Genomic DNA, 19491 nt, shown 5'->3' with positions numbered 1-19491 from the left:
ACGATCCCTTGGCCAAGTCGCCGCTACCTTGTCAAAACGGGCATCAAAACATGCAACGCAGCTTTATTCCCGGCATTCTTGCCATGGCCGCCATCGTCGTGGCCTCGAACATCTTGGTCCAATTCCTGATCTTTGACGGGCTGTTGACCTGGGGTGCCTTCACCTATCCGCTGGCCTTTCTGGTCACCGACATCATGAACCGCGTCTATGGCGTGGCCACCGCCCGCAAGGTGGTGTTTGCAGGTTTCATCACCGGCATCATCTGTTCGCTGATCGGCAGCCAGATCATGCTGCAGGGCGACGGCTTCACCTATGCCGCCGTGCCGCTGCGCATCGCCGTGGCATCCGGCACTGCCTTCCTAATCGCGCAACTGACGGACGTGACCGTGTTCAATTCGCTGCGCGGGGGCCGCTGGTGGCGCGCGCCGCTGGTCTCGACACTGGTCGGCTCGGCACTGGATACCGCGATCTTCTTCACGCTGGCCTTCTCGGCCTCGGTCACCTTCTTCGGCGCAAACGCCGATGCCGCGATCAACTGGGCGTGGGAGCCGGTGCCGTTTATGCTGTCTGGCCCGATGGTACCGCTGTGGGTGACACTGGCATTTGCAGACTGGCTGGTGAAACTGTCGCTGGCGCTCATCGCCCTGATCCCCTTCAAGGTCATTGTCGCCCGTTTGACGGCCGTACAGCCCGCATAAAAAAGTTCTTTGAGAATGGCGCATCTTGTGTCACCATCCTTCTCAACCGCAACAGATAGAAAAGGAGGTGATCCAGTGTCGAGAAAGAGATTGGAGAGAGGTGTCGGAACAACCGGGGGGATCGCCTGCTAGGGCAGCCCTTGGCGGAGCACTCGCTCTGGCTGGTCGATTGATCTAACCGACCCGACCTCCTGAACTTTCGAAGGGCCGTCCCGCCGGGGCGGCCCTTTTTGTTTCTACCCACGCCGGTTAAGGTCGCGCCTATGTTGCACATCACCGACGATATCGCCCTGCAAGACTGGGAAATGACGGAAAGCTTCGTGCGGTCGTCCGGCCCCGGCGGGCAGAATGTGAACAAGGTTTCGACTGCCGTCGAACTGCGGTTCGAAGCCGCGCGCTCACCCTCCTTGCCCGACCCGGTGAAATCGCGGCTGAAACGTCTGGCCGGTCGCCGCTGGACCAAGGACGGCGCGATCATCATACAATGCGAGGAAACCCGGTCTCAGGCCCGCAACCGCGAGATCGCTCGTGCCCGTCTGGCCGAATTGATCACCCGTGCATTGGTCAAACCCAAGCGCAGGATCGCGACCAAGCCGACCTATGGATCCGTCAAACGGCGGCTTGCGGCGAAAAAGGCGCGCGGAGACGTCAAGGCGCTGCGGGGCAAAGTCTCGGAAGAATAATCTGGTAACTTTGCGCGGCCTTGCTAGTCTGACCCCGGCAAGGGAGAGCAAGATCATGAGGTTAGAGGGCAAAACCGCAATCGTCACCGGCGGTGCGTCTGGTTTCGGGGCAGGTATCGCGCAGAAATTCCTGACCGAAGGGGCCAGCGTGATGATTGCTGATATCAACGGCGACGCCGCGCAGGATATGGCCGCTCAGTTGGGCTCGAACGCCATCGCGCAGCAGGTGGATGTGGGCGACAGGGCCTCGGTTCAGGCGATGGCCGACGCAGCCTATGCCGCCTATGGCCAACTCGACATTCTGGTCAACAACGCGGGCGTCACCCATCTGCCGACCCCGCTGGAAGACGTCAGCGAGGACGATTTCGACCGCGTCTTTACCGTGAACATGAAATCCGTCTACCTGACCGCCCGCGCCTTTGTCCCCCACATGAAAGCGCGCGGCGCAGGTGCGATCCTGAACGTGGCCTCCACGGCGGGCCTGTCGCCGCGCCCCAATCTCAACTGGTATAACGCCTCCAAAGGCTGGATGATCACGGCGACAAAAACCATGGCCGTCGAACTCGCCCCCTCGGGTGTCCGGGTCAACGCCATCTGCCCGGTGGCGGGCGAAACCCCGCTGCTCAAATCCTTCATGGGCGAGGACACCCCCGAAATCCGGGCCAAATTCCTGTCGACCATCCCGCTGGGCCGCTTCTCCACCCCCGAAGACATGGCCAACGCCGCCCTGTTCCTGTGCTCGGACGAAGCCAGCATGATCACCGGCACAGCCCTAGAGGTGGACGGTGGCCGCTGTATCTGATCCATCCTTCATCTGGCCAAAAATATCCCCGCCGGAGGCAGCGCGCGCCAGCGCGCTCCCCCGCCAACGCCAAAGACCGACATGACCCCCGGACCGCGAAACCTGATCACCGATATCCCCGGCCTCAAGGTCGGCAACGCACAGGATGATGGGCTCAAATCCGGCACCACCGTCCTGACCGCAGACCAGCCCTTTGCCGCCTCGGTGCATGTGATGGGCGGTGCGCCCGGAACGCGTGAAACCGACCTGTTGGCCCCCGATAAATCGGTCGACCGGGTGGACGCCATTGCCCTCTCGGGTGGCTCGGCCTTTGGGCTCGACGCCTGTTCCGGCGTCTCGGATGCGCTGCGAGCCGACGGGCGCGGGTTTCAGGTGGGCCCGGCCATCGTTCCCATCGTGCCGGGTGCGATCCTGTTCGACCTTCTCAATGGTGGCGACAAGTCTTGGGCCGACAATCCCTACCGCGCGCTGGGCAAGGCGGCCTATCTGGCGGCCGCACAACAGTTTGAATTGGGCACCGCCGGGGCGGGCACCGGAGCCTTGGCTGCGATGCACAAGGGCGGTTTGGGCTCGGCCTCGCTGGTGCTGGACGATGGCATCACGGTGGGTGCTCTGGTCGCGGCCAACCCTCTGGGCAGCGTGACTACCCCCGGCGACCGCCATTTCTGGGCGGCGCCGTTCGAGATTGATGCCGAGTTCGGCGGTCTTGGACCTGACCCAGCGTCGAACCTTGGTCATGTACAGCCCAGCCGCAAGGCGCAGGCCATGCATCCGGCCCCGCCGGATCGCACCAACACCACCATCGCCATAGTTGCAACCGACGCCGCCCTGTCCAAGCCGCAATGTCAGCGCCTGGCCATGGCGGCCCATGACGGCATCGCCCGGGCCATCGTTCCCGCCCACACGCCGGGGGACGGAGATCTTGTCTTCGGGGTCAGCACAGGCGGGCGCACCGCCGATCCCGGCGCGATGGCGATGATCGGTCATGCCGCATCGATCTGCCTTGCTCGGGCGATCGCCCGCGCTATCTTTCTGGCCACCCCGGCGCCCGGCGACCTGTTGCCCTGCTGGTCGCAGGTCCATGACATAAGTTAAGGACGACCGGAACAGGTCTGTGACACAGTGCCCTCGCGCGGCAATCTGCGCGTTGACTCTCTGCTGCGGCGACGGTCCATTCGGCGCAGCCAATTCGTATCGGAGCAAAAAGCTATGAATCGTATCCTCGCCACCGCAATTGCCGGCCTGCTGGCCCTTCCTGCCTATGCCGAAGGTGACGCAGAAGCGGGCAAGAAAGCCTTCAACAAATGCAAATCCTGCCACATGATCGCCGATCCCGCCGGTGAGGTCATCGTCAAGGGCGGCAAGACCGGCCCGAACCTTTATGGAATCGCTGGCCGCACCGCGGGAACCGTCGAAGGGTTCAAATACGGCGACAGCATCGTGGCAGCCGGTGAGAACGGTCTGGTCTGGGATGAAACCACATTCGTGGAATATGCGCAGGACCCCAAGGCCTTCCTGAAAACCTATCTGGATGACACCGCCGCCAAATCCAAGATGACCTTCAAGCTGAAGAAGGGTGGCGAGGACGTCTATGCCTATATCGTAAGCGTCTCGGGCGAATAACACCCGCAGGCAAACCCTGTTGTCAGGTGCAAAAGGCCGCAGTCCCTGCGGCCTTTCGTGCGATTGATCCGAACCTGCATCAACGCCACTCTGGGATCACGGCAGCAAGGTGCGGACCCAGACGGTCCAGCGACAACAGGAGACGACAGATGGGCATCATGATCCCGGCCTGGGTCGAGGGCGAACTGGCCCCGGTCGACAAGCTGGAGGCGCATGAAAAGGGCCTGAAACACAAGGCGGTTTCGGTCTTTCTGGTTCGCGGTACCGAGATTTTGCTGCAGCGTAGGGCGCTGGGCAAATATCACACGCCGGGCCTATGGGCGAATACCTGCTGCACCCATCCGGACTGGAACGAAAGCGCTTCGGCTTGCGCGGTACGGCGTCTGCGCGAAGAGTTGGGAATTACCGGGCTCTATCCCGAATACCGGCACCGGCTGGAATATCACGCGGATGTCGGCAACGGGCTGGTCGAGAATGAGGTGGTCGACGTCTTCCTCGCCCATGTGCGCGGGTCATTGAAAATCGAGCCTAATCCGGACGAAGTGATGGAGATTCGCTGGATCGACTACCACGATCTGCTGGCCGAGGTGCAGCGTCACCCGACACGCTTTACGCCGTGGCTGAAGATTTACCTGCATAATCACGCCGACACGATCTTTGGCCCGGACCTGATTATTTCGGCCAAGTCCTGACCCCGTCTTGCATGGGGCGCCGAAGCGGCCTAAATCAACGCCCCATGGCCAAGCAGAAGACAGACCCGAATTACAAGGTGATCGCCGAAAATCGGCGCGCGCGCTTCGATTACGCGATCGAAGACGATATCGAGTGCGGCATCGTGCTGGAAGGGTCCGAGGTCAAGTCTCTGCGCGCGGGCGGGTCGAACATCGCTGAAAGCTATGCTTCGGTCGATGGCGGAGAGCTGTGGCTGATCAACAGCTATATCGCGCCCTATGAACAGGCGAAGGTGTTCAAACATGACGAACGCCGCCGCCGCAAGCTGCTGGTGTCACGCAAGGAATTGTCGACCCTGTGGAATGCAACTCAGCGCAAGGGCATGACGTTGGTGCCGCTGGTGCTGTATTTCAACCACAAGGGTCGGGCCAAGCTAAAGATCGGCATCGCCAAGGGCAAGAAGCTGCACGACAAGCGCGAGACGCAGGCCAAGCGCGATTGGTCACGCCAAAAGCAGCGCCTGATGAAAGATCACAGCTGATCCTTCCTCTGCCTCAGAACGCCATCGCTGCCTGAACCGCCCGCTGCCAGCGGGCATAAGCGGCGTCGCGCTCTGTCTGGGTCATTTCCGGCTCGAACCGGCGGTCCAGATCCCAGGTTGCTGCAAAACCGGCCTGATCGGGGTAGATGCCGGCTTTCATCCCGGCCAGCCACGCAGCCCCCAAAGCCGTGGTCTCCTGCATCACGGGGCGATCGACCGCCGCGCCCAGATAATCGGCCAGCCCCTGCATCGCCCAGTCCGACGCGCTGGCCCCGCCATCCACGCGCAGGGTGACATCGGTCTCGGCCCCCCAATCGCCCTGCATGGCGTGCCACAGATCGCGGGTCTGGAAGGCGATACTTTCGAGCGTCGCCTTGGCGAATTCCGCCCGGCCCGAGTTGCGCGTCAGGCCAAACACGGCCCCCCGGCAATCTGGCTGCCAATAGGGCGCGCCAAGACCGGTGAAGGCGGGCACCAGCACGACGTGCTGATTGGGGTCAGCCTGTTGCGCCAGCTCTCCGCTTTCGGGGGCTGATGCGATGATCTGCAGCGCGTCCCGCAGCCACTGCACCGCAGCCCCGGCAATGAAGATCGAGCCTTCAAGCGCATAGCTGCGCTTCCCGTCCAACTGATAGGCAATCGTGGTCAGCAGACGGTTTTGCGAGATCACCGGCTGGGCCCCGGTGTTCAGCAAGGCAAAACAGCCGGTCCCATAGGTCGATTTCATCATCCCCGGCTTGAAACAGGCCTGCCCGATGGTGGCCGCCTGTTGATCGCCCGCGACGCCCAGAATGGGGATATTCCCCTCAAACAGGGTCGTATTCCCAAAGTCTGACGCGCAATCCTGCACCTTCGGCAGCAGGGTCATGGGGACGTCCATCAGGTCGCAGATCTCGGCGCTCCATTCACCTTTGTGGATGTCGAACAGCAGGGTGCGGGCGGCGTTGGTGGCATCGGTGGCGTGGACCCGGCCCTCGGTCAGGCGCCAGATCAGGAAGGTGTCGATGGTGCCGAACAGCAATTCTCCGGCGGCGGCGCGGTCGCGGGCCCCGGGGACGGTATCCAGCAACCATTTGACCTTGGTGCCCGAGAAATACGGATCCAGCAGCAGCCCCGTTTGCGCGGTCACGTCATCCTCGCAGCCCGCCTGTTTGTAACGGGCGCAAATCTCGGCGGTGCGGCGGTCCTGCCAGACAATCGCGTTGTGAATGGGCTGGCCGGTGACGCGGTCCCAGATCACAGTGGTTTCACGCTGGTTGGTGATGCCGATCCCGGCGATCTGATCAACAGAGACGCCGGTTGTCTTGATCACCTCGCGGCAGACATGCAGAACGCTGTTCCAGATATCCTCGGGGTCGTGTTCGACCCAGCCTTCCTGCGGGAAATGCTGCGGAAACTCTTGCTGCGCCGTGCCGACACGTTGCATCTGCGCGTCAAACAGAATGGCACGCGACGAGGTCGTGCCCTGATCAATGGCCAGAATATAGGTCATGCCCGCACTGCTCCTGCATTGGTTTTGCGGGACTTTAGCGCAAACAGTGGCGCCGGGGCCAGAGTGTTCAGGCCGGAATGTTGTCGATCAGCCGAACCCCGTCGGCCCAGGCCGCCACGAACAGCCGCGCGGGACGATCTGCATGGGTCAGTGGCTCTAACGTGTCGGCGCAGCGCAGTTGGATATACTCAACATCCGCAAAACCGGCGGCCAGCAGATCGATGCGCGCCTGCGCGGCCAGCGCCTTGAAACCGGCCCCATTTGCCAGAGATTCGGCCAGCGTGCGCATGATGTGGTGCTTTTCGGCGGCAATCCGCAACCCCTCGGCCGAGAGCCTCTGATTGCGCGACGACATCGCCAGCCCGGAAGGCTCGCGCACGGTGGGACAACCGATCACTTCGATGGGGATGTCCAGATCGCGCGCCATGCGCCGCACGACCATCAGCTGCTGATAGTCTTTTTCGCCGAAATAGGCTCGATCCGCCTGCGACTGCAGGAACAGCTTGGCCACAACCGTGGCCACGCCGTCGAAATGGCCGGGGCGGAATTCGCCCTCCATCACATCGGTCAGCCCGGCGACCGAGACGGTGGTGGCGAAGCCCTGCGGGTAGATCTCATCCGGGTCGGGAACATAGATCGCGTCGACCTGATAGGGGGCCAGTTTTTCGGCATCGTCATGTTCGGTGCGGGGGTAACTGGCCAGATCTTCGGGGTTGTTGAACTGCTTGGGGTTCACAAAGATCGTGACGATGACGCGATCCGTGCCCGCTTTGGCTGCCTCGACCAGCGACAGGTGCCCCTGATGCAGGGCCCCCATGGTTGGGACCACACCGATCGAGGCACCGCCCCGATGCCAGTCGGCGGTCAGCGCGCGCAGATCGGCCAGCTTGCGCAGGATCGGCGCGCTCATGACTTGCTGCCTTTGGCAGGGGCCTGATCTGCAAAAACATGCTCATCAGCCGGGAAGCTGCGGGTACGGACCTCTGCCGCGTATTCCGCGATGGCCGCTTCGGCCTGCGGCCCGAGATCGGCATAGCGTTTGACGAATTTCGGTTTGAACGCGGTGAAAAAGCCCAGCATGTCGTCGACCACCAGAATCTGGCCGTCGCATCCTACTGATGCACCGATACCGATGGTTGGGATCGAAACCTCACGCGTGATCCGGTCAGCCAAGCCTTGCGGAATCTTCTCTAACACGACCGAAAACGCACCCGCCTCAGCCACCGCGCGGGCGTCGGCCAGCACGGTCTCGGCCTGTTCATCGCGGCCCTGCACCTTGTAGCCACCCAGCGTGTTGATCGATTGCGGCGTCAGGCCGATATGGGCCATCACCGGGATGCCGCGATTGACGAGAAAGCGGATGGTCTCGGCCATCTCAACGCCGCCTTCCAGCTTGACTGCGCCCGCGCCGGTTTCTGACATCAGCCGGGCCGCGTTGCGGAAGGCCTGCGCTTGGTCGTGCTCATAGCTGGCAAAGGGCATGTCGATGACCATCATCGCACGCTCCAGCCCGCGGGCGACGGCTTGACCGTGCAGGATCATCATTTCCATCGTCACGCCCAACGTCGAGGTCAGCCCGTGCAGCACCATGCCGACGCTGTCCCCGACCAGAACAAAGTCGCAATGGGCGTCCATCAGCCGGGCCATCGGCGTGGTATAGGCGGTCAGCGAAACCAGCGGAGCACCGCCTTTGCGGGCGCGGATGTCCTGGGCGTTGGGGGCTGTTTTGCGGGCTGTGGCGCTCATGCTTGGTCCTTGCGGGGGTCATGTTGCAGCGCGGCATAACAGATCGAAACAGGTCTGAGGAACCCCGGTTGCGCGAACATTTCCTTGATTGACCTTGGGTTTAAAGGGACATTGGTCCTCGAATGGCCCAAAAAACAACGGGCCACGCATCATCAGCGGGGAGAGATTTACATGACACAGCAGACGTTTCGGTCCTTTGCGTCGGTTCTGGCAGTTGTTGCAGGGCTGATTGGCGGCCCGGCGCTGGCCAAATCCGACATCACCATCGCCATGCAGCTTGAACCGCCGCATCTGGACCCCACCAGCGCCGCAGCTCAGGCGATTGATTCGGTGGTCTACACCAACATCTTCGAAGGCCTGACCCGGTTCATGGGCGATGGGTCTGTGGTGCCCGCCCTGGCCGAAAGCTGGGAAATCTCGGACGATGGAAAGGTCTATACCTTCACGTTGCAGGATGGCGTTACCTTCCACGACGGCAGCACCATGGATGCTGAGGACGTCAAGTTCAGCCTCGACCGCGCCCGCGCCGAAGACAGTGCCAACGCGCAAAAGGCGCTGTTTGCCGGGATCGAAAGCGTCGAGGTCGTGGACCCGCTGACCGTCAAGGTCACGCTGGCGGAACCCAACGGCAATTTCCTGTTTAACCTGGCCTGGGGCGATGCCGTGATTGTCGCGCCCGAAAGCATCGAGACTATCAAGACCAACCCGGTGGGCACCGGGGCTTATACCTTTGGCGACTGGGTTCAGGGCGACAGCATCACCCTGAACCGTAATCCCGACTATTGGGGCGATCAGCCCAGTTTAGAGACTGCGACGTTCAAATTCATCTCGGACCCGACAGCTGCCTTCGCCGCCATGATGGCCGAGGATGTCGATGTGTTCGACAATTTCCCCGCGCCGGAAAACCTGCCCCAGTTCGAGGCCGATCCGCGCTTTCAGGTGCTTGTCGGCTCGACCGAAGGCGAGACGATCCTGTCCACCAACAACAAACAGGCCCCGTTCGACGATATCCGCGTGCGGCAAGCGCTGGCCCACGCAATTGACCGGCAGGCCATCGTCGATGGTGCGATGTTCGGCTATGGCACCCCTATTGGCACGCATTTCGCACCGCATAACCCGGCCTATGTCGATCTGACCGGCCAATCCGCATATGACCCCGACAAGGCCCGCGCGCTGCTGGCCGAGGCCGGGTTCGCCGACGGGTTCGAGACCACGCTGCACCTGCCGCCGCCCTCTTACGCCCGCCGTGGTGGTGAGATCATTGCCGCGCAACTGGCCGAGGTCGGCATCACCGCCGAGATCATCAATGTCGAATGGGCGCAATGGCTGGAATCGGTGTTCAAGGGCAAAGAGTTCGGCCTGACCATCGTCAGCCATACCGAGCCTATGGATATCGGCATCTACGCCCGGCCTGATTATTACTTCCAATATGACAGCACCGATTTTCAGGCGCTGATGGACACGCTGAATTCCACCACCGACCCGGACGAGCGCGCCCGCCTGATGGGCGAGGCGCAGCGGCTGATCTCGAACGATTATGTCAACGGCTACCTGTTCCAGCTGGCCAAGCTGGGGGTCGCCCGCGCCGGGGTGCAGGGCCTGTGGGAAAACGCGCCAACGGCTGCCATCGACCTGACCGCGATCAGCTGGAGCGAATAGGCCCGATTGGGCGGGTCTTAACGCTGGACCCGCCCCACGCGCATCCCTAACGTGGCTTTGATGCTTCGTTACGCCCTCAAACGTTTGATATCATTGCTTGTCAGCCTCGCGGTTGCCTCGGTGGTGATTTTCGCGGTGATCGAGGTTGCACCCGGCGATCCGGCCTCGTTCATGCTGGGGGTGAATGCGCAGCCCGACACGCTGGCCGCGCTGCGGGCCGAGCTGGGGTTGGATGTGCCCAAGACACAGCGCTATCTGAACTGGGTTTCGGGGATGCTGGTTGGGGATTTCGGCACCTCCTACACCTATCGTACGCCGGTGGCGCAGATGATCAGCGACCGGCTGTGGGTGTCGCTACCGCTGGCGCTGTATGCGCTGACATTATCGACGCTGATTGCCTTGCCCGCCGGGATCTATGCTGCCGCACGCCGGGGCAAACCGGGGGATGTGGCCGTGATGGGGGCCACCCAGCTGGGCATCGCAGTGCCGAATTTCTGGTTCGCCATGATGCTGGTGCTGATCTTTGCCATCAACCTGCGTTGGTTCAACGCCGGCGGGTTCGCGGGCTGGGACAATGGCCTTTGGACCGGCCTGCATTCCCTGACCCTGCCCGCTATCGCGCTGGCCCTGCCGCAGGCCGCGATTCTGGCGCGGGTGATGCGGTCATCGTTGCTGGATATTTTGGGCGAGGATTTCATGCGCACCGCCCGCGCCAAGGGTCTGACCCGCCGTCAGGCACTGTGGCGGCATGGGGTGCGCAACGCGCTGATCCCGGTGCTGACCATCATCGGTTTGCAGTTTTCCTTCCTGCTGGCCGGGGCGATCATCATCGAGCAGGTGTTCTACCTGCCCGGTCTCGGGCGACTGGTGTTTCAGGCCATCTCGGCCCGTGACCTGATCGTAGTGGAATCGGTGGTGATGTTGCTGGTCTTTGCGGTGATCACTGTGAATTTCCTTGTCGATCTCGCCTATGCTGCCGTCGACCCTAGGTTGAGGGGCCGGACATGAGCCGCAACCTGATCCTGGGCGCGGCGCTGTCGTCGCTGGTGCTGCTTGCGGCGCTGGTGTCCTTTGTCTGGACGCCCTACGATCATGCGGCGTTGAACATCCCCGCCAAGCTGCAGCCGCCCAATGCACAGCACTGGTTCGGCACGGATCATTTCGGGCGCGATATGTTCTCGATGATCATGGTCGGCGCGCGGACGTCTATCGCTGTGGCGCTGGTCGCGGTGGGGATCGGTATCGGCATCGGCGTACCGCTGGGCCTGACCGCTGCCGCGCGCAAGGGGTCGTGGCTGGACGAGGTCATCATGCGCGGCAATGATCTGGTCTTTGCCTTCCCCTCGTTGGTCATTGCCATCCTGATCACCGCCGTTTTCGGGGCAGGCGCCATAAACGCCATCATCGCCATCGGCATCTTCAACATCCCGGTCTTCGCCCGCATCACCCGGGGCGCCGCGCTGTCTCTGTGGGAGCGTGAGTTCATCCTTGCCGCCCGTGTCGCAGGCAAGGGCGCGGCGCGGATTTCGGCGGAACATATCCTGCCCAATGTCGCCAATCTGCTGATCGTGCAAGGCACCATCCAGTTCTCGTTGGGGATACTGGCCGAGGCTGGCCTGTCCTATGTCGGCCTCGGCGCGCAGCCTCCGACGCCCAGCTGGGGCAGGATGCTGGCCGACGCGCAGACAATGGTCAGTTTTGCCCCGCATTTGGCTCTGATTCCGGGGTTTGCGATCATTGTCACGGTGCTGGGCCTGAACCTGTTGGGCGATGGGTTGCGCGACTGGCTGGATCCCCGCATTCGGGTGGCCCGCGCATGAGCTTGCTGCAGATCGAAGACCTGTCGCTGACGATCCACGGCGCGCCGATCCTGAGCCGGGTCAGCCTGTCCATCGCACCCGGCCAGATCGTCGCCGTCACGGGGGAAAGCGGCTCCGGCAAGTCGATGACCGCGCTGGCGGTGATGCAGCTGCTGCCCAACGGGGCGCAGACACAGGGCGCGGTACGGTTGGACGGGCAGGACCTGCTGGCCGCGTCCGAGTCGCAGATGTGCGCCCTGCGTGGGGCCTCGGTGGGCATGGTGTTTCAGGAACCGATGACGGCCCTGAACCCGGTCAAGACCATCGGCGATCAGGTGACCGAAACCATCCTGATCCACAAGGCCATGCCCGCCCCCGCCGCGCGTCAGCGCGCGCAAGAGGTCCTGACCCGGGTCGGCCTACCCCCAGACCGCTTCCCCCTGTCTCGCTATCCGCACGAGTTGTCGGGCGGGCAGCGTCAGCGGGTGGTGATCGCCATGGCCATCGCCCTGCGCCCCCGCTTGCTGATCGCGGACGAGCCGACAACCGCGCTGGACGTCACCACGCAGGCGCAGATTCTGGACCTGCTCAAGGGGCTGGTGACGGAATACGGCATGGGCCTGCTGATGATCACCCATGATCTGGCGGTGGTTGCGGATATGGCCGATCAGATCGTTGTGATGCGCCGGGGCGAAGTGGTCGAGACCGGCGCCACCGACCATCTGCTGCGCCACATGCAGCACCCCTATACCCGGATGCTGTTCAAGGCGTCGGACCATCAGGTCGCCCTGCCAGACCCGACGCAGCCGCGCCCGCTGCTGCAGGTTGAGGATGTGGTGCGCGCATACCGTCTGCCCCGCACCGGGCTGTTCGCCCGACCGGGTCACCACCGCGCCGTGGACGGGGTCAGCTTTACTCTGAACAAGGGAGAACGTCTGGGTCTGGTCGGAGAGTCCGGCTGTGGTAAATCGACCCTAACGCGGGCAATTCTGGGGTTGGAAGACGTGCAGGCTGGCCAGATCCAGCTGGACGGTCAGCCGGTTTTCTCGGGCCACACGCCCAATCTGGCGGTGCGCCGCAAGATGCAGGTTGTGTTCCAGGACCCGTTCGGCAGCTTCAACCCCCGCCACCGCGTCGCCCGCCTGATCACCGAACCGTTTCACCTGCTGGATAAGCCGCCCATCGGGTCCGAACGGCAGGACCGGATCGCCGAAATGCTGATCGCCGTCGGCCTCGGCCCCGACGATGCGAACAAGTACATCCACGAATTCTCGGGCGGCCAACGGCAGCGTATCGCCATCGCCCGCGCCCTGATCATCCGCCCCGAACTGATCCTGTTTGACGAGGCGGTCTCGGCGCTGGATGTTTCGGTCCGGGCGCAGATTCTCGATCTGCTGGCCGAGCTGTGCGCCACCTATGATCTGACCTATCTGTTCATCAGCCATGACCTGAGCGTGGTGCGCACCATCACCGACCGCGTCATGGTGATGCGCGCCGGGCGGATCGTGGAACAAGGCGCAACCGAGGCCGTTTTTACCGATCCGCAGCACCCCTATACCCAAAACCTGATCGCCGCCGCTCCGGTCTTGCCCCGGATCGGGGCGGCATGATTTCCCGAATTAGACCCTAAATTAGGAGCCCGCATGAGAGACGAAATCTGGTTTGACCCCGGCCTGTGTCTGATCGGCGGCACATGGTCCGCGCCGGCCTCCGCCGGAACCCTGCCCTTGACGGATCCGTCGGATGGAACAGAAATCTGCCGCATCGCCCGCGGCATACCCCCCGATATCGACGCCGCAGTCCAGGCCGCTCAGGCCGCCCGCGACGGAGCCTGGGGTCGCATGACCGCGACCGAGCGCGGGCGCATCCTGACCCGGCTGGGTCAACTGGTGGCGGGTCGGATTGACGATCTGGCCCGGCTGGAGGCGATGGATGTGGGCAAGCCGCTCACGCAGGCGCGGGCCGATGCGGTCGCACTGGCGCGGTATTGCGAGTTTTACGGCGGTGCGGCGGACAAGGTGATGGGACAGACGATCCCTTATTTAGAGGGCTACACCGTCTATACCCTGCGGGAACCGCATGGGGTGACGGGCCATATCGTGCCGTGGAATTATCCGATGCAGATCATTGGCCGCTCGGTTGGGGCGGCGCTGGCGATGGGCAATGCCTGCGTGCTGAAACCCGCCGAAGAGGCCTGCCTGACCGCGCTGGCCTTTGCGCATCTAGCGGTCGAGGCCGGTTTGCCGGCGGGTGCGTTGAACGTGGTGCCCGGTCTGGGGGCAGAGGCGGGCGCGGCGCTGTCGGGGCATCCGGGCGTAAACCATATCTCTTTCACCGGTTCAGTTGCCACCGGCGCTTTGGTGCAGCAGGCGGCGGGGCGCAATGTGGTGCCCGTGACGCTGGAGCTGGGCGGGAAATCTCCGCAACTGGTGTTCGACGACGCCGATCTGGACGCCGCCCTGCCGTTCCTGGTGAATGCGGGCATCCAGAATGCGGGCCAGACCTGCTCGGCATCGTCCCGGATTCTGGTGCAGCGCGGAGTCTATGAGCAGGTCAAATCCCGCATGGCCGAGGCCTATGCGCAACTGACCGTTGGACCGGCGATGCAGGATTTGCGCGTGGGGCCGCTGATTTCGGACCGGCAGCGGCAGATTGTGAGCGGCTTTCTGGACAAAGGCCGCGACCTGACCATCGCCGGGCAGGGGCAGATCGTTGAGGATGCGCCCGGAAACGGAGCCTATGTGCGGCCCACATTGTTTGCCGACGTGCCGCCCGATCACGTCCTCGCGCGGGATGAAATCTTTGGCCCGGTGCAGGTGCTGATCCCGTTTGACACCGAAGAACAGGCTCTAACAATAGCCAACTCGACCGAATATGGCCTAGTTGCCAGCATCTGGACCCGCGATGGCGCGCGGCAGATGCGGTTGGCCAAGGCGCTGCACTCGGGGCAGGTGTTCATTAACAACTATGGTGCGGGGGGCGGGGTTGAGCTGCCGTTTGGCGGCGTCGGCAAATCCGGCCATGGCCGCGAAAAGGGGTTCGAGGCGCTGTATGGTTTTTCGCAACTGAAAACGGTGGCCGCCTATCACGGCTAGACGATCACCTCGATCGCCTCTTGTGCGCCAACGCCAAACACCTGCTTGTACCGCGCGATCTGATCCGCCGGGCCCATCGCCTTTTCCGGGTTGTCCGACAGCTTCACCGTCGGACGGCCATTGGCCGAGACCGCCTTACACACCAGCGAAAACGGAGCTAGCGCCTCATCGGGCACCAACCCGCGGAAGTCATTGGTCAGCAGTGTGCCCCAACCGAACGAGACATTGACCCGCCCCGCGAACTGGGCGTGCAACTCGCGGATTTTGTCCACGTCCAACCCGTCCGAAAAAATGATACGCTTCTGTCTGGGGTCCTCACCGCGCGATTTCCACCACGCGATGGCGATCTCAGCCCCGGCGGCGGGGTCGCCGCTGTCGATGCGAATACCGGTCCAGCCAGCCAGCCAATCCGGCGCGCGGTCCAGGAAACCTTGCGTGCCGTATGTGTCAGGCAGGATGATGCGCAGGTTGCCATCATGTTCGTCATGCCAGTCGCTGAGAACATCGTACGGAGCCTGCGCCAGCGCGTCGTCGTCTTCAGCCAGTGCGGAATAGACCATGGGCAGTTCGTGCGCGTTGGTGCCGATGGCCTCAACCTCGCGCCGCATGGCGATCAGGCAGTTGGAGGTGCCGGTGAAGGCCGGGCCCAGCCCTTCGATCATCGCCTGCACACACCAATCCTGCCACAGGAAGGAATGCCGCCGCCGGGTACCGAAATCCGCGATGCCCAGCCCGTCGATCTGGCGCAGCTGGGCAATCTTCTCCCACACCCGGGTCATCGCGCGGGCATAGAGCACCTGCAGCTCGAACCGGCGCATGTCGTTCAGAACCGCGCGTGAGCGCAGCTCCATCAACACCGCAAGCGCCGGGATTTCCCAAAGCATGACCTCGTGCCATTTGCCTTCAAAGGTCAGTTCATACTGGTCGCCTTTGCGTTCCAGATGATAGGGCGGCAGGCGCAGATTCTCGAACCATTCCATGAAATCGGGGCGGAACATCTGCCTTTTTCCATAGAACGTATTGCCCCTGAGCCACGTGCTTTCCCCCCGGCTGAGGCTGAGCGAGCGGATGTGATCCAACTGCTCGCGCAGCTCGCCTTCGTCGATCAATTTCGCCAATGGCACGTGATTCGACCGGTTGATCAGTGAAAAAACCACGTCTGTTTGGGGCTTATTGCGAAACACTGACTGACACATCAGCAGTTTGTAGAAGTCTGTATCGATAAGTGACCGGATAATCGGGTCAATTTTCCATTTATGATTGTAGACCCGCGTCGCGATGTCGACCATGGGGACCTCCTGCGATTTCCGTTGTTAGATCAATCGGCGCGCTGATTGGCAAGAGTCGCGGAATTGGTAACAATGCCCATGACAAGTCACATTGCGGGCATATTATGAGTATCCCTCACGTTTTAGTGAGGGGGTGGGATGGTAGCGAAGGTTGAATGTAGTGAATGGGGCTCGAGTACGATTTTGACATAGTGGCGGTTGCGCCGGATCAGCATGATCCGGAACATGGTCATTCTGCGGTGACGGGGCGGCCTCCGGTGCGGGCGCTGTTTCGGGATGTGAAAACTGCGGATGCGCTGCGGGCGGCCTCGCCGAAGATACGCAGGATTTTTCTGGAATCTGGGTTCAGTCTGGACGCGCGCGAGGGGGATACCGCGCGTGGATATTATTCACCCGAGGATATGGTGGATCGCGATCTGATTCTAAAACGGTTGTTTGCGAATATCCGCAACATGGGGGTGCAGGGTGAATATAGCGGCGAGTTCGATTTTCACCAGTTTCTGAACCATGTTCGGGAGGCAAAGCCGGGCGCCGCCCCGGCCAAGGAACAGCCGCGGCCGTTGCGGCCGCCACGGCCCGTTGCCAAGCCGCCTGAGCGCCGCTCGGTCCCGGGGCGCATCGGTTTTGCGCTGGGTCTGGCAGTGATCGTGTTCGTGATCCTGAAATATCTGGCTGAAAGAGGGGCCGCGCCCTAAACCAACGTAACGCCAGCGGCGCGCATCGCCGCGTTGGCGGCCTCCAGCGATCCGTCCATGTCGATGGCGCGACACAGATCGGTGCGTACGCTGACATCAAAGCCCAGCCGCGCCGCATCCACCGCCGAGAAATGCACACAGAAATCCGTCGCCAGCCCGACCAGCGTCAGTCGCTCGATTCCGCGCGTCTGAAGATAGCCCTTCAGGCCGGTTGGGGTGGTCTGATCGTTCTCAAAAAACGCCGAATAGCTGTCGATGGCAGGGCGAAAGCCCTTGCGGATGATCAAGTCGCCATCGGTGCGCAGATCGGGATGGAATGCGGCACCCTGACTGCCCTGAACACAATGATCGGGCCACAGAACCTGCGGGCCATAGGGCATCTGGGTCATGTCGAACGGGGCTTTGCCCGGATGGGCGCTGGCAAATGAGGAATGCCCCGCCGGGTGCCAGTCTTGCGTCAGGATCACCGCGTCGAAATCCTGCATCAGCGCGTTGATCGGGGCGACAATCTCGTCCCCTCCGGGCACGGCCAGCGCGCCGCCGGGGCAGAAATCGTTCTGGACATCGATGACAAGCAGGGCGTGGGACATGGGGCCTCCTTCAGTTGCCTTATCGGTATGGCGTGGGGCGGGGGCCGTCAATGCGATCTCTTGCCAGTTCCGGCCCGTCGCATTAGATCGCGCCCATGTATACGATCGCTGCCCTCTATCATTTCACGCGCTTTGCCGACCCCGACGCGCTGCGCCCCGCGTTGCTGGACCTGTGCCGGGCCCAGTCCGTCAAGGGGACGTTGCTGCTGGCGGGCGAGGGGATCAACGGCACCATCGCCGGCCCCCGCGCCGGGATCGATGCGGTGCTGGCCCATATCCGCGCGCTGCCGGGCTGCGCCGATCTGGACTGGAAAGAGGCGTCGTCGGATCACCCACCCTTTGGCAAGATGAAGGTACGGCTAAAGAAAGAGATCGTCACCATGGGCCAGCCCGATGTCGATCCGCGCGCCAGCGTCGGCCATTATGTCGAGCCCGAGGACTGGAACGACCTGATCCGCTCGGACGACGTGGTGGTGATCGACACCCGCAACGATTACGAGGTGGCAATCGGCACGTTCGAAGGCGCAATAGACCCTGATACGGCCAGTTTCCGCGATTTTCCCGCCTGGTGGGAACAGAACAAGGACCGCTTTCACAACAAGCGTGTCGCCATGTTCTGCACCGGTGGTATCCGGTGCGAGAAATCCACCAACTACCTGTTGGGGCAGGGGGTCGAGGATGTCTATCACCTGAAAGGTGGCATCCTGCGCTATCTGGAAGACATGCCACCCGAAGACAGCGCGTGGCAGGGCGAGTGTTTCGTGTTCGACAACCGCGTCTCGGTCGGGCACGGGCTGGTCGAGGGACCACATAAGCTCTGCCATGGTTGCCGCCGCCCGATCCTGCCCGAGGATATGAAGCGCCCGGAATACGAACATGGCGTGTCCTGCCATCAGTGCATTGATCAGACCTCCGAGGCGGACAAGCGACGCTTTCGCGAACGTCAGAAACAGATCCAGCTGGCCCGCGCCCGGGGCGGGGCGCATCTGGGGTCCGACTGAATTCCGCTTGCAGGCCACGCCGGAATTCGGATGATCACGCTCAGGTCAGTCTGACGGAGCGCCCATGACCCACGAACCCCGAACTCTGAACGAATGGAAATCGACCTTTCTGGCCTCGCTGGGTCTTGTTCTGGCCAGTTTTCTTGCGTGGTATGGTCTGTCACGCCTCAGCGAGGCGACGGCGGGCGACACGATCGGCACGATTGCATCAGTTGGTTTGCTGATTTGGATCGTATCGCAAGCCTGGTATTACATGACCCAGGTGAAATCTCCGCGCCGGTTGCTGTTCCTGATGGGGGTGTCCTTCATTCAGGTGGTGCCGTTCCTCTTCGCGGCGGTCTATGGCGCGTTCGGATATAACGATCATTGCGTGATCGGGGCCAACGGGCCGGCTGATATCCTGTATTTCTCGTATGTGACCTTCACCACCGTCGGCTACGGAGATATGTCGCCAACCGGTCTCTGCCGTGCGCTGGCCGTGGCCGAGGCGGTCACGGGCTATATCCTGCTGGGCCTGTTCGTCGCTGCCGCGGTCGCGATTTATGCGCGCAACCACGGCAAATGATGCCGCCCTATTTGTTCTGATCAATCCAGCGCGACATCATCTGTTTGTCGCGGAAACATTCCGCCGGGATCGGACGGCGCTTGCTGCGCGAGATGCGCTCGGCAAAGGCCACCTGCTTGCCGGTGGGATAATTGGCAAAGGGCGACGGATCATCCGGCTTGTTGGCCGAAATCCAGTTCGACAAGGACCGGCGGTCGCGCTGCGCCTCGACCGGGATTTCCAGCGCGGATTTCTCGGCGATCGCGCGGGCATAGCGCATTTGCCGGTCGGTGACAGGCAGCATGTGATAATCGTTGCTGGGTGCGTCATACCAGCTTTGACGGGCAGCGTGGGTCATGGCTCGAATACCTCCGTTCCGCGTCAGACTCTCCGCAGAACAAATATAGAACATTTTAGGAACTTTTTCAAGATTTCCGCTGATCGGGGCGGATTGCTCCGCGTTTCAGATCAGCCTGTCCCGTCGCTTTTCGACCTGTCTGGCCCATTTTTCGGGCCTTGGACTCAATGAAAGAATCGGTGGGTCTCAATTCAATACACAGAT

Annotated in this window: 21 protein-coding genes; 15 read left to right on the top strand and 6 right to left on the bottom strand. The window is 62.4% G+C overall.

Annotated elements, in window-relative coordinates; all coding sequences use genetic code 11:
• Window positions 1-50: 50 nt before the first annotated feature.
• The 7 genes from ACR0J1_RS07290 to smpB all read left to right on the top strand — a co-directional run bounded on the left by ACR0J1_RS07290 (window position 51) and on the right by smpB (window position 5019).
• Window positions 51-698, top strand: a complete 648-nt coding sequence (locus tag ACR0J1_RS07290; protein ID WP_480731814.1) for a queuosine precursor transporter — start codon at window positions 51-53, stop codon at window positions 696-698.
• 263 nt (window positions 699-961) lie between these two features.
• Complete coding sequence (gene arfB / locus ACR0J1_RS07285; protein WP_480731813.1) at window positions 962-1381, top strand: alternative ribosome rescue aminoacyl-tRNA hydrolase ArfB; 420 nt, start codon at window positions 962-964, stop codon at window positions 1379-1381.
• A 55-nt stretch (window positions 1382-1436) separates the two neighbouring features.
• Window positions 1437-2183, top strand: coding sequence for an SDR family oxidoreductase (locus ACR0J1_RS07280; protein WP_480731811.1), 747 nt, complete (start codon window positions 1437-1439; stop codon window positions 2181-2183).
• Window positions 2184-2264: 81 nt separating this feature from the next.
• Complete coding sequence (locus ACR0J1_RS07275) at window positions 2265-3278, top strand: P1 family peptidase (protein WP_480731809.1); 1014 nt, start codon at window positions 2265-2267, stop codon at window positions 3276-3278.
• Between the two features lie 114 nt (window positions 3279-3392).
• Window positions 3393-3806, top strand: a complete 414-nt coding sequence (locus tag ACR0J1_RS07270) for a c-type cytochrome (RefSeq protein WP_480731807.1) — start codon at window positions 3393-3395, stop codon at window positions 3804-3806.
• Window positions 3807-3955: 149 nt separating this feature from the next.
• Complete coding sequence (idi, locus tag ACR0J1_RS07265) at window positions 3956-4498, top strand: isopentenyl-diphosphate Delta-isomerase (protein WP_480731805.1); 543 nt, start codon at window positions 3956-3958, stop codon at window positions 4496-4498.
• Window positions 4499-4542: 44 nt separating this feature from the next.
• On the top strand, window positions 4543-5019 hold the full coding sequence (smpB, locus tag ACR0J1_RS07260; protein WP_480731803.1) for an SsrA-binding protein SmpB: 477 nt from the start codon (window positions 4543-4545) through the stop codon (window positions 5017-5019).
• A 13-nt stretch (window positions 5020-5032) separates the two neighbouring features.
• Here smpB and glpK read toward each other — a convergent pair whose 3' ends face one another.
• The 3 genes from glpK to panB form a co-directional block, all read right to left on the bottom strand.
• Window positions 5033-6511 carry a glycerol kinase GlpK gene (glpK, locus tag ACR0J1_RS07255; protein WP_480731801.1) on the bottom strand — a complete coding sequence of 493 codons (1479 nt, stop codon included), beginning with the start codon at window positions 6509-6511 and terminating at the stop codon, window positions 5033-5035.
• Between the two features lie 67 nt (window positions 6512-6578).
• Complete coding sequence (gene panC, locus ACR0J1_RS07250) at window positions 6579-7421, bottom strand: pantoate--beta-alanine ligase (RefSeq protein WP_480731799.1); 843 nt, start codon at window positions 7419-7421, stop codon at window positions 6579-6581.
• The gene (gene panB / locus ACR0J1_RS07245) at window positions 7418-8257 is read right to left on the bottom strand and encodes a 3-methyl-2-oxobutanoate hydroxymethyltransferase (protein WP_480731797.1); all 840 of its coding nucleotides are present in this window, start codon (window positions 8255-8257) and stop codon (window positions 7418-7420) included. Before panB ends, panC begins: the two co-directional genes overlap by 4 nt.
• 171 nt (window positions 8258-8428) lie before the next feature.
• On the opposite strand from panB, the gene ACR0J1_RS07240 reads away from it, so the two are divergent.
• From ACR0J1_RS07240 to ACR0J1_RS07220, 5 genes are read left to right on the top strand one after another with little or no spacing between them, the layout of a single operon-like run.
• The gene (locus tag ACR0J1_RS07240; RefSeq protein WP_480731795.1) at window positions 8429-9916 is read left to right on the top strand and encodes an ABC transporter substrate-binding protein; all 1488 of its coding nucleotides are present in this window, start codon (window positions 8429-8431) and stop codon (window positions 9914-9916) included.
• A 60-nt stretch (window positions 9917-9976) separates the two neighbouring features.
• A complete protein-coding gene (locus ACR0J1_RS07235) occupies window positions 9977-10924 on the top strand; it encodes an ABC transporter permease (protein ID WP_480731794.1) in 948 nt (315 codons plus the stop codon).
• Window positions 10921-11736 (top strand): ABC transporter permease, encoded by an 816-nt coding sequence (locus tag ACR0J1_RS07230; protein WP_480731792.1) that lies wholly within the window; start codon window positions 10921-10923, stop codon window positions 11734-11736. Before ACR0J1_RS07235 ends, ACR0J1_RS07230 begins: the two co-directional genes overlap by 4 nt.
• Window positions 11733-13325, top strand: coding sequence for an ABC transporter ATP-binding protein (locus ACR0J1_RS07225; RefSeq protein WP_480731790.1), 1593 nt, complete (start codon window positions 11733-11735; stop codon window positions 13323-13325). Before ACR0J1_RS07230 ends, ACR0J1_RS07225 begins: the two co-directional genes overlap by 4 nt.
• Before the next feature lie 33 nt (window positions 13326-13358).
• Entirely contained in the window at window positions 13359-14810 is a 1452-nt protein-coding gene (locus tag ACR0J1_RS07220; RefSeq protein ID WP_480731788.1) for an aldehyde dehydrogenase family protein, read from the top strand.
• Here the strand turns inward: ACR0J1_RS07220 and pncB are convergent.
• The gene (gene pncB / locus ACR0J1_RS07215; RefSeq protein ID WP_480731786.1) at window positions 14807-16099 is read right to left on the bottom strand and encodes a nicotinate phosphoribosyltransferase; all 1293 of its coding nucleotides are present in this window, start codon (window positions 16097-16099) and stop codon (window positions 14807-14809) included. The genes ACR0J1_RS07220 and pncB overlap by 4 nt on opposite strands.
• A gap of 164 nt (window positions 16100-16263) precedes the next feature.
• Between pncB and ACR0J1_RS07210 the strand changes: the two genes are divergently transcribed.
• A complete protein-coding gene (locus ACR0J1_RS07210) occupies window positions 16264-16794 on the top strand; it encodes a hypothetical protein (RefSeq protein WP_480731784.1) in 531 nt (176 codons plus the stop codon).
• Here the strand turns inward: ACR0J1_RS07210 and pncA are convergent.
• Entirely contained in the window at window positions 16791-17384 is a 594-nt protein-coding gene (pncA, locus tag ACR0J1_RS07205) for a bifunctional nicotinamidase/pyrazinamidase (RefSeq protein WP_480731782.1), read from the bottom strand. The two genes, ACR0J1_RS07210 and pncA, sit on opposite strands and share 4 nt — an antisense overlap.
• A gap of 95 nt (window positions 17385-17479) precedes the next feature.
• Between pncA and trhO the strand changes: the two genes are divergently transcribed.
• Together trhO and ACR0J1_RS07195 are read left to right on the top strand one after the other, a co-directional pair.
• The gene (gene trhO / locus ACR0J1_RS07200; protein ID WP_480731780.1) at window positions 17480-18385 is read left to right on the top strand and encodes an oxygen-dependent tRNA uridine(34) hydroxylase TrhO; all 906 of its coding nucleotides are present in this window, start codon (window positions 17480-17482) and stop codon (window positions 18383-18385) included.
• A gap of 64 nt (window positions 18386-18449) precedes the next feature.
• Entirely contained in the window at window positions 18450-18950 is a 501-nt protein-coding gene (locus ACR0J1_RS07195) for a potassium channel family protein (RefSeq protein ID WP_480731778.1), read from the top strand.
• A 7-nt stretch (window positions 18951-18957) separates the two neighbouring features.
• Here ACR0J1_RS07195 and ACR0J1_RS07190 read toward each other — a convergent pair whose 3' ends face one another.
• Complete coding sequence (locus ACR0J1_RS07190; protein ID WP_480530201.1) at window positions 18958-19287, bottom strand: hypothetical protein; 330 nt, start codon at window positions 19285-19287, stop codon at window positions 18958-18960.
• Between the last annotated feature and the right edge of the window lie 204 nt (window positions 19288-19491).

The sequence above is a fragment of the Ruegeria sp. CJ3 genome (assembly GCF_056536725.1).
The sequence above is the reverse complement of the archived record's forward strand: the minus strand, read 5'-3'. Positions and strand labels throughout refer to the sequence as shown.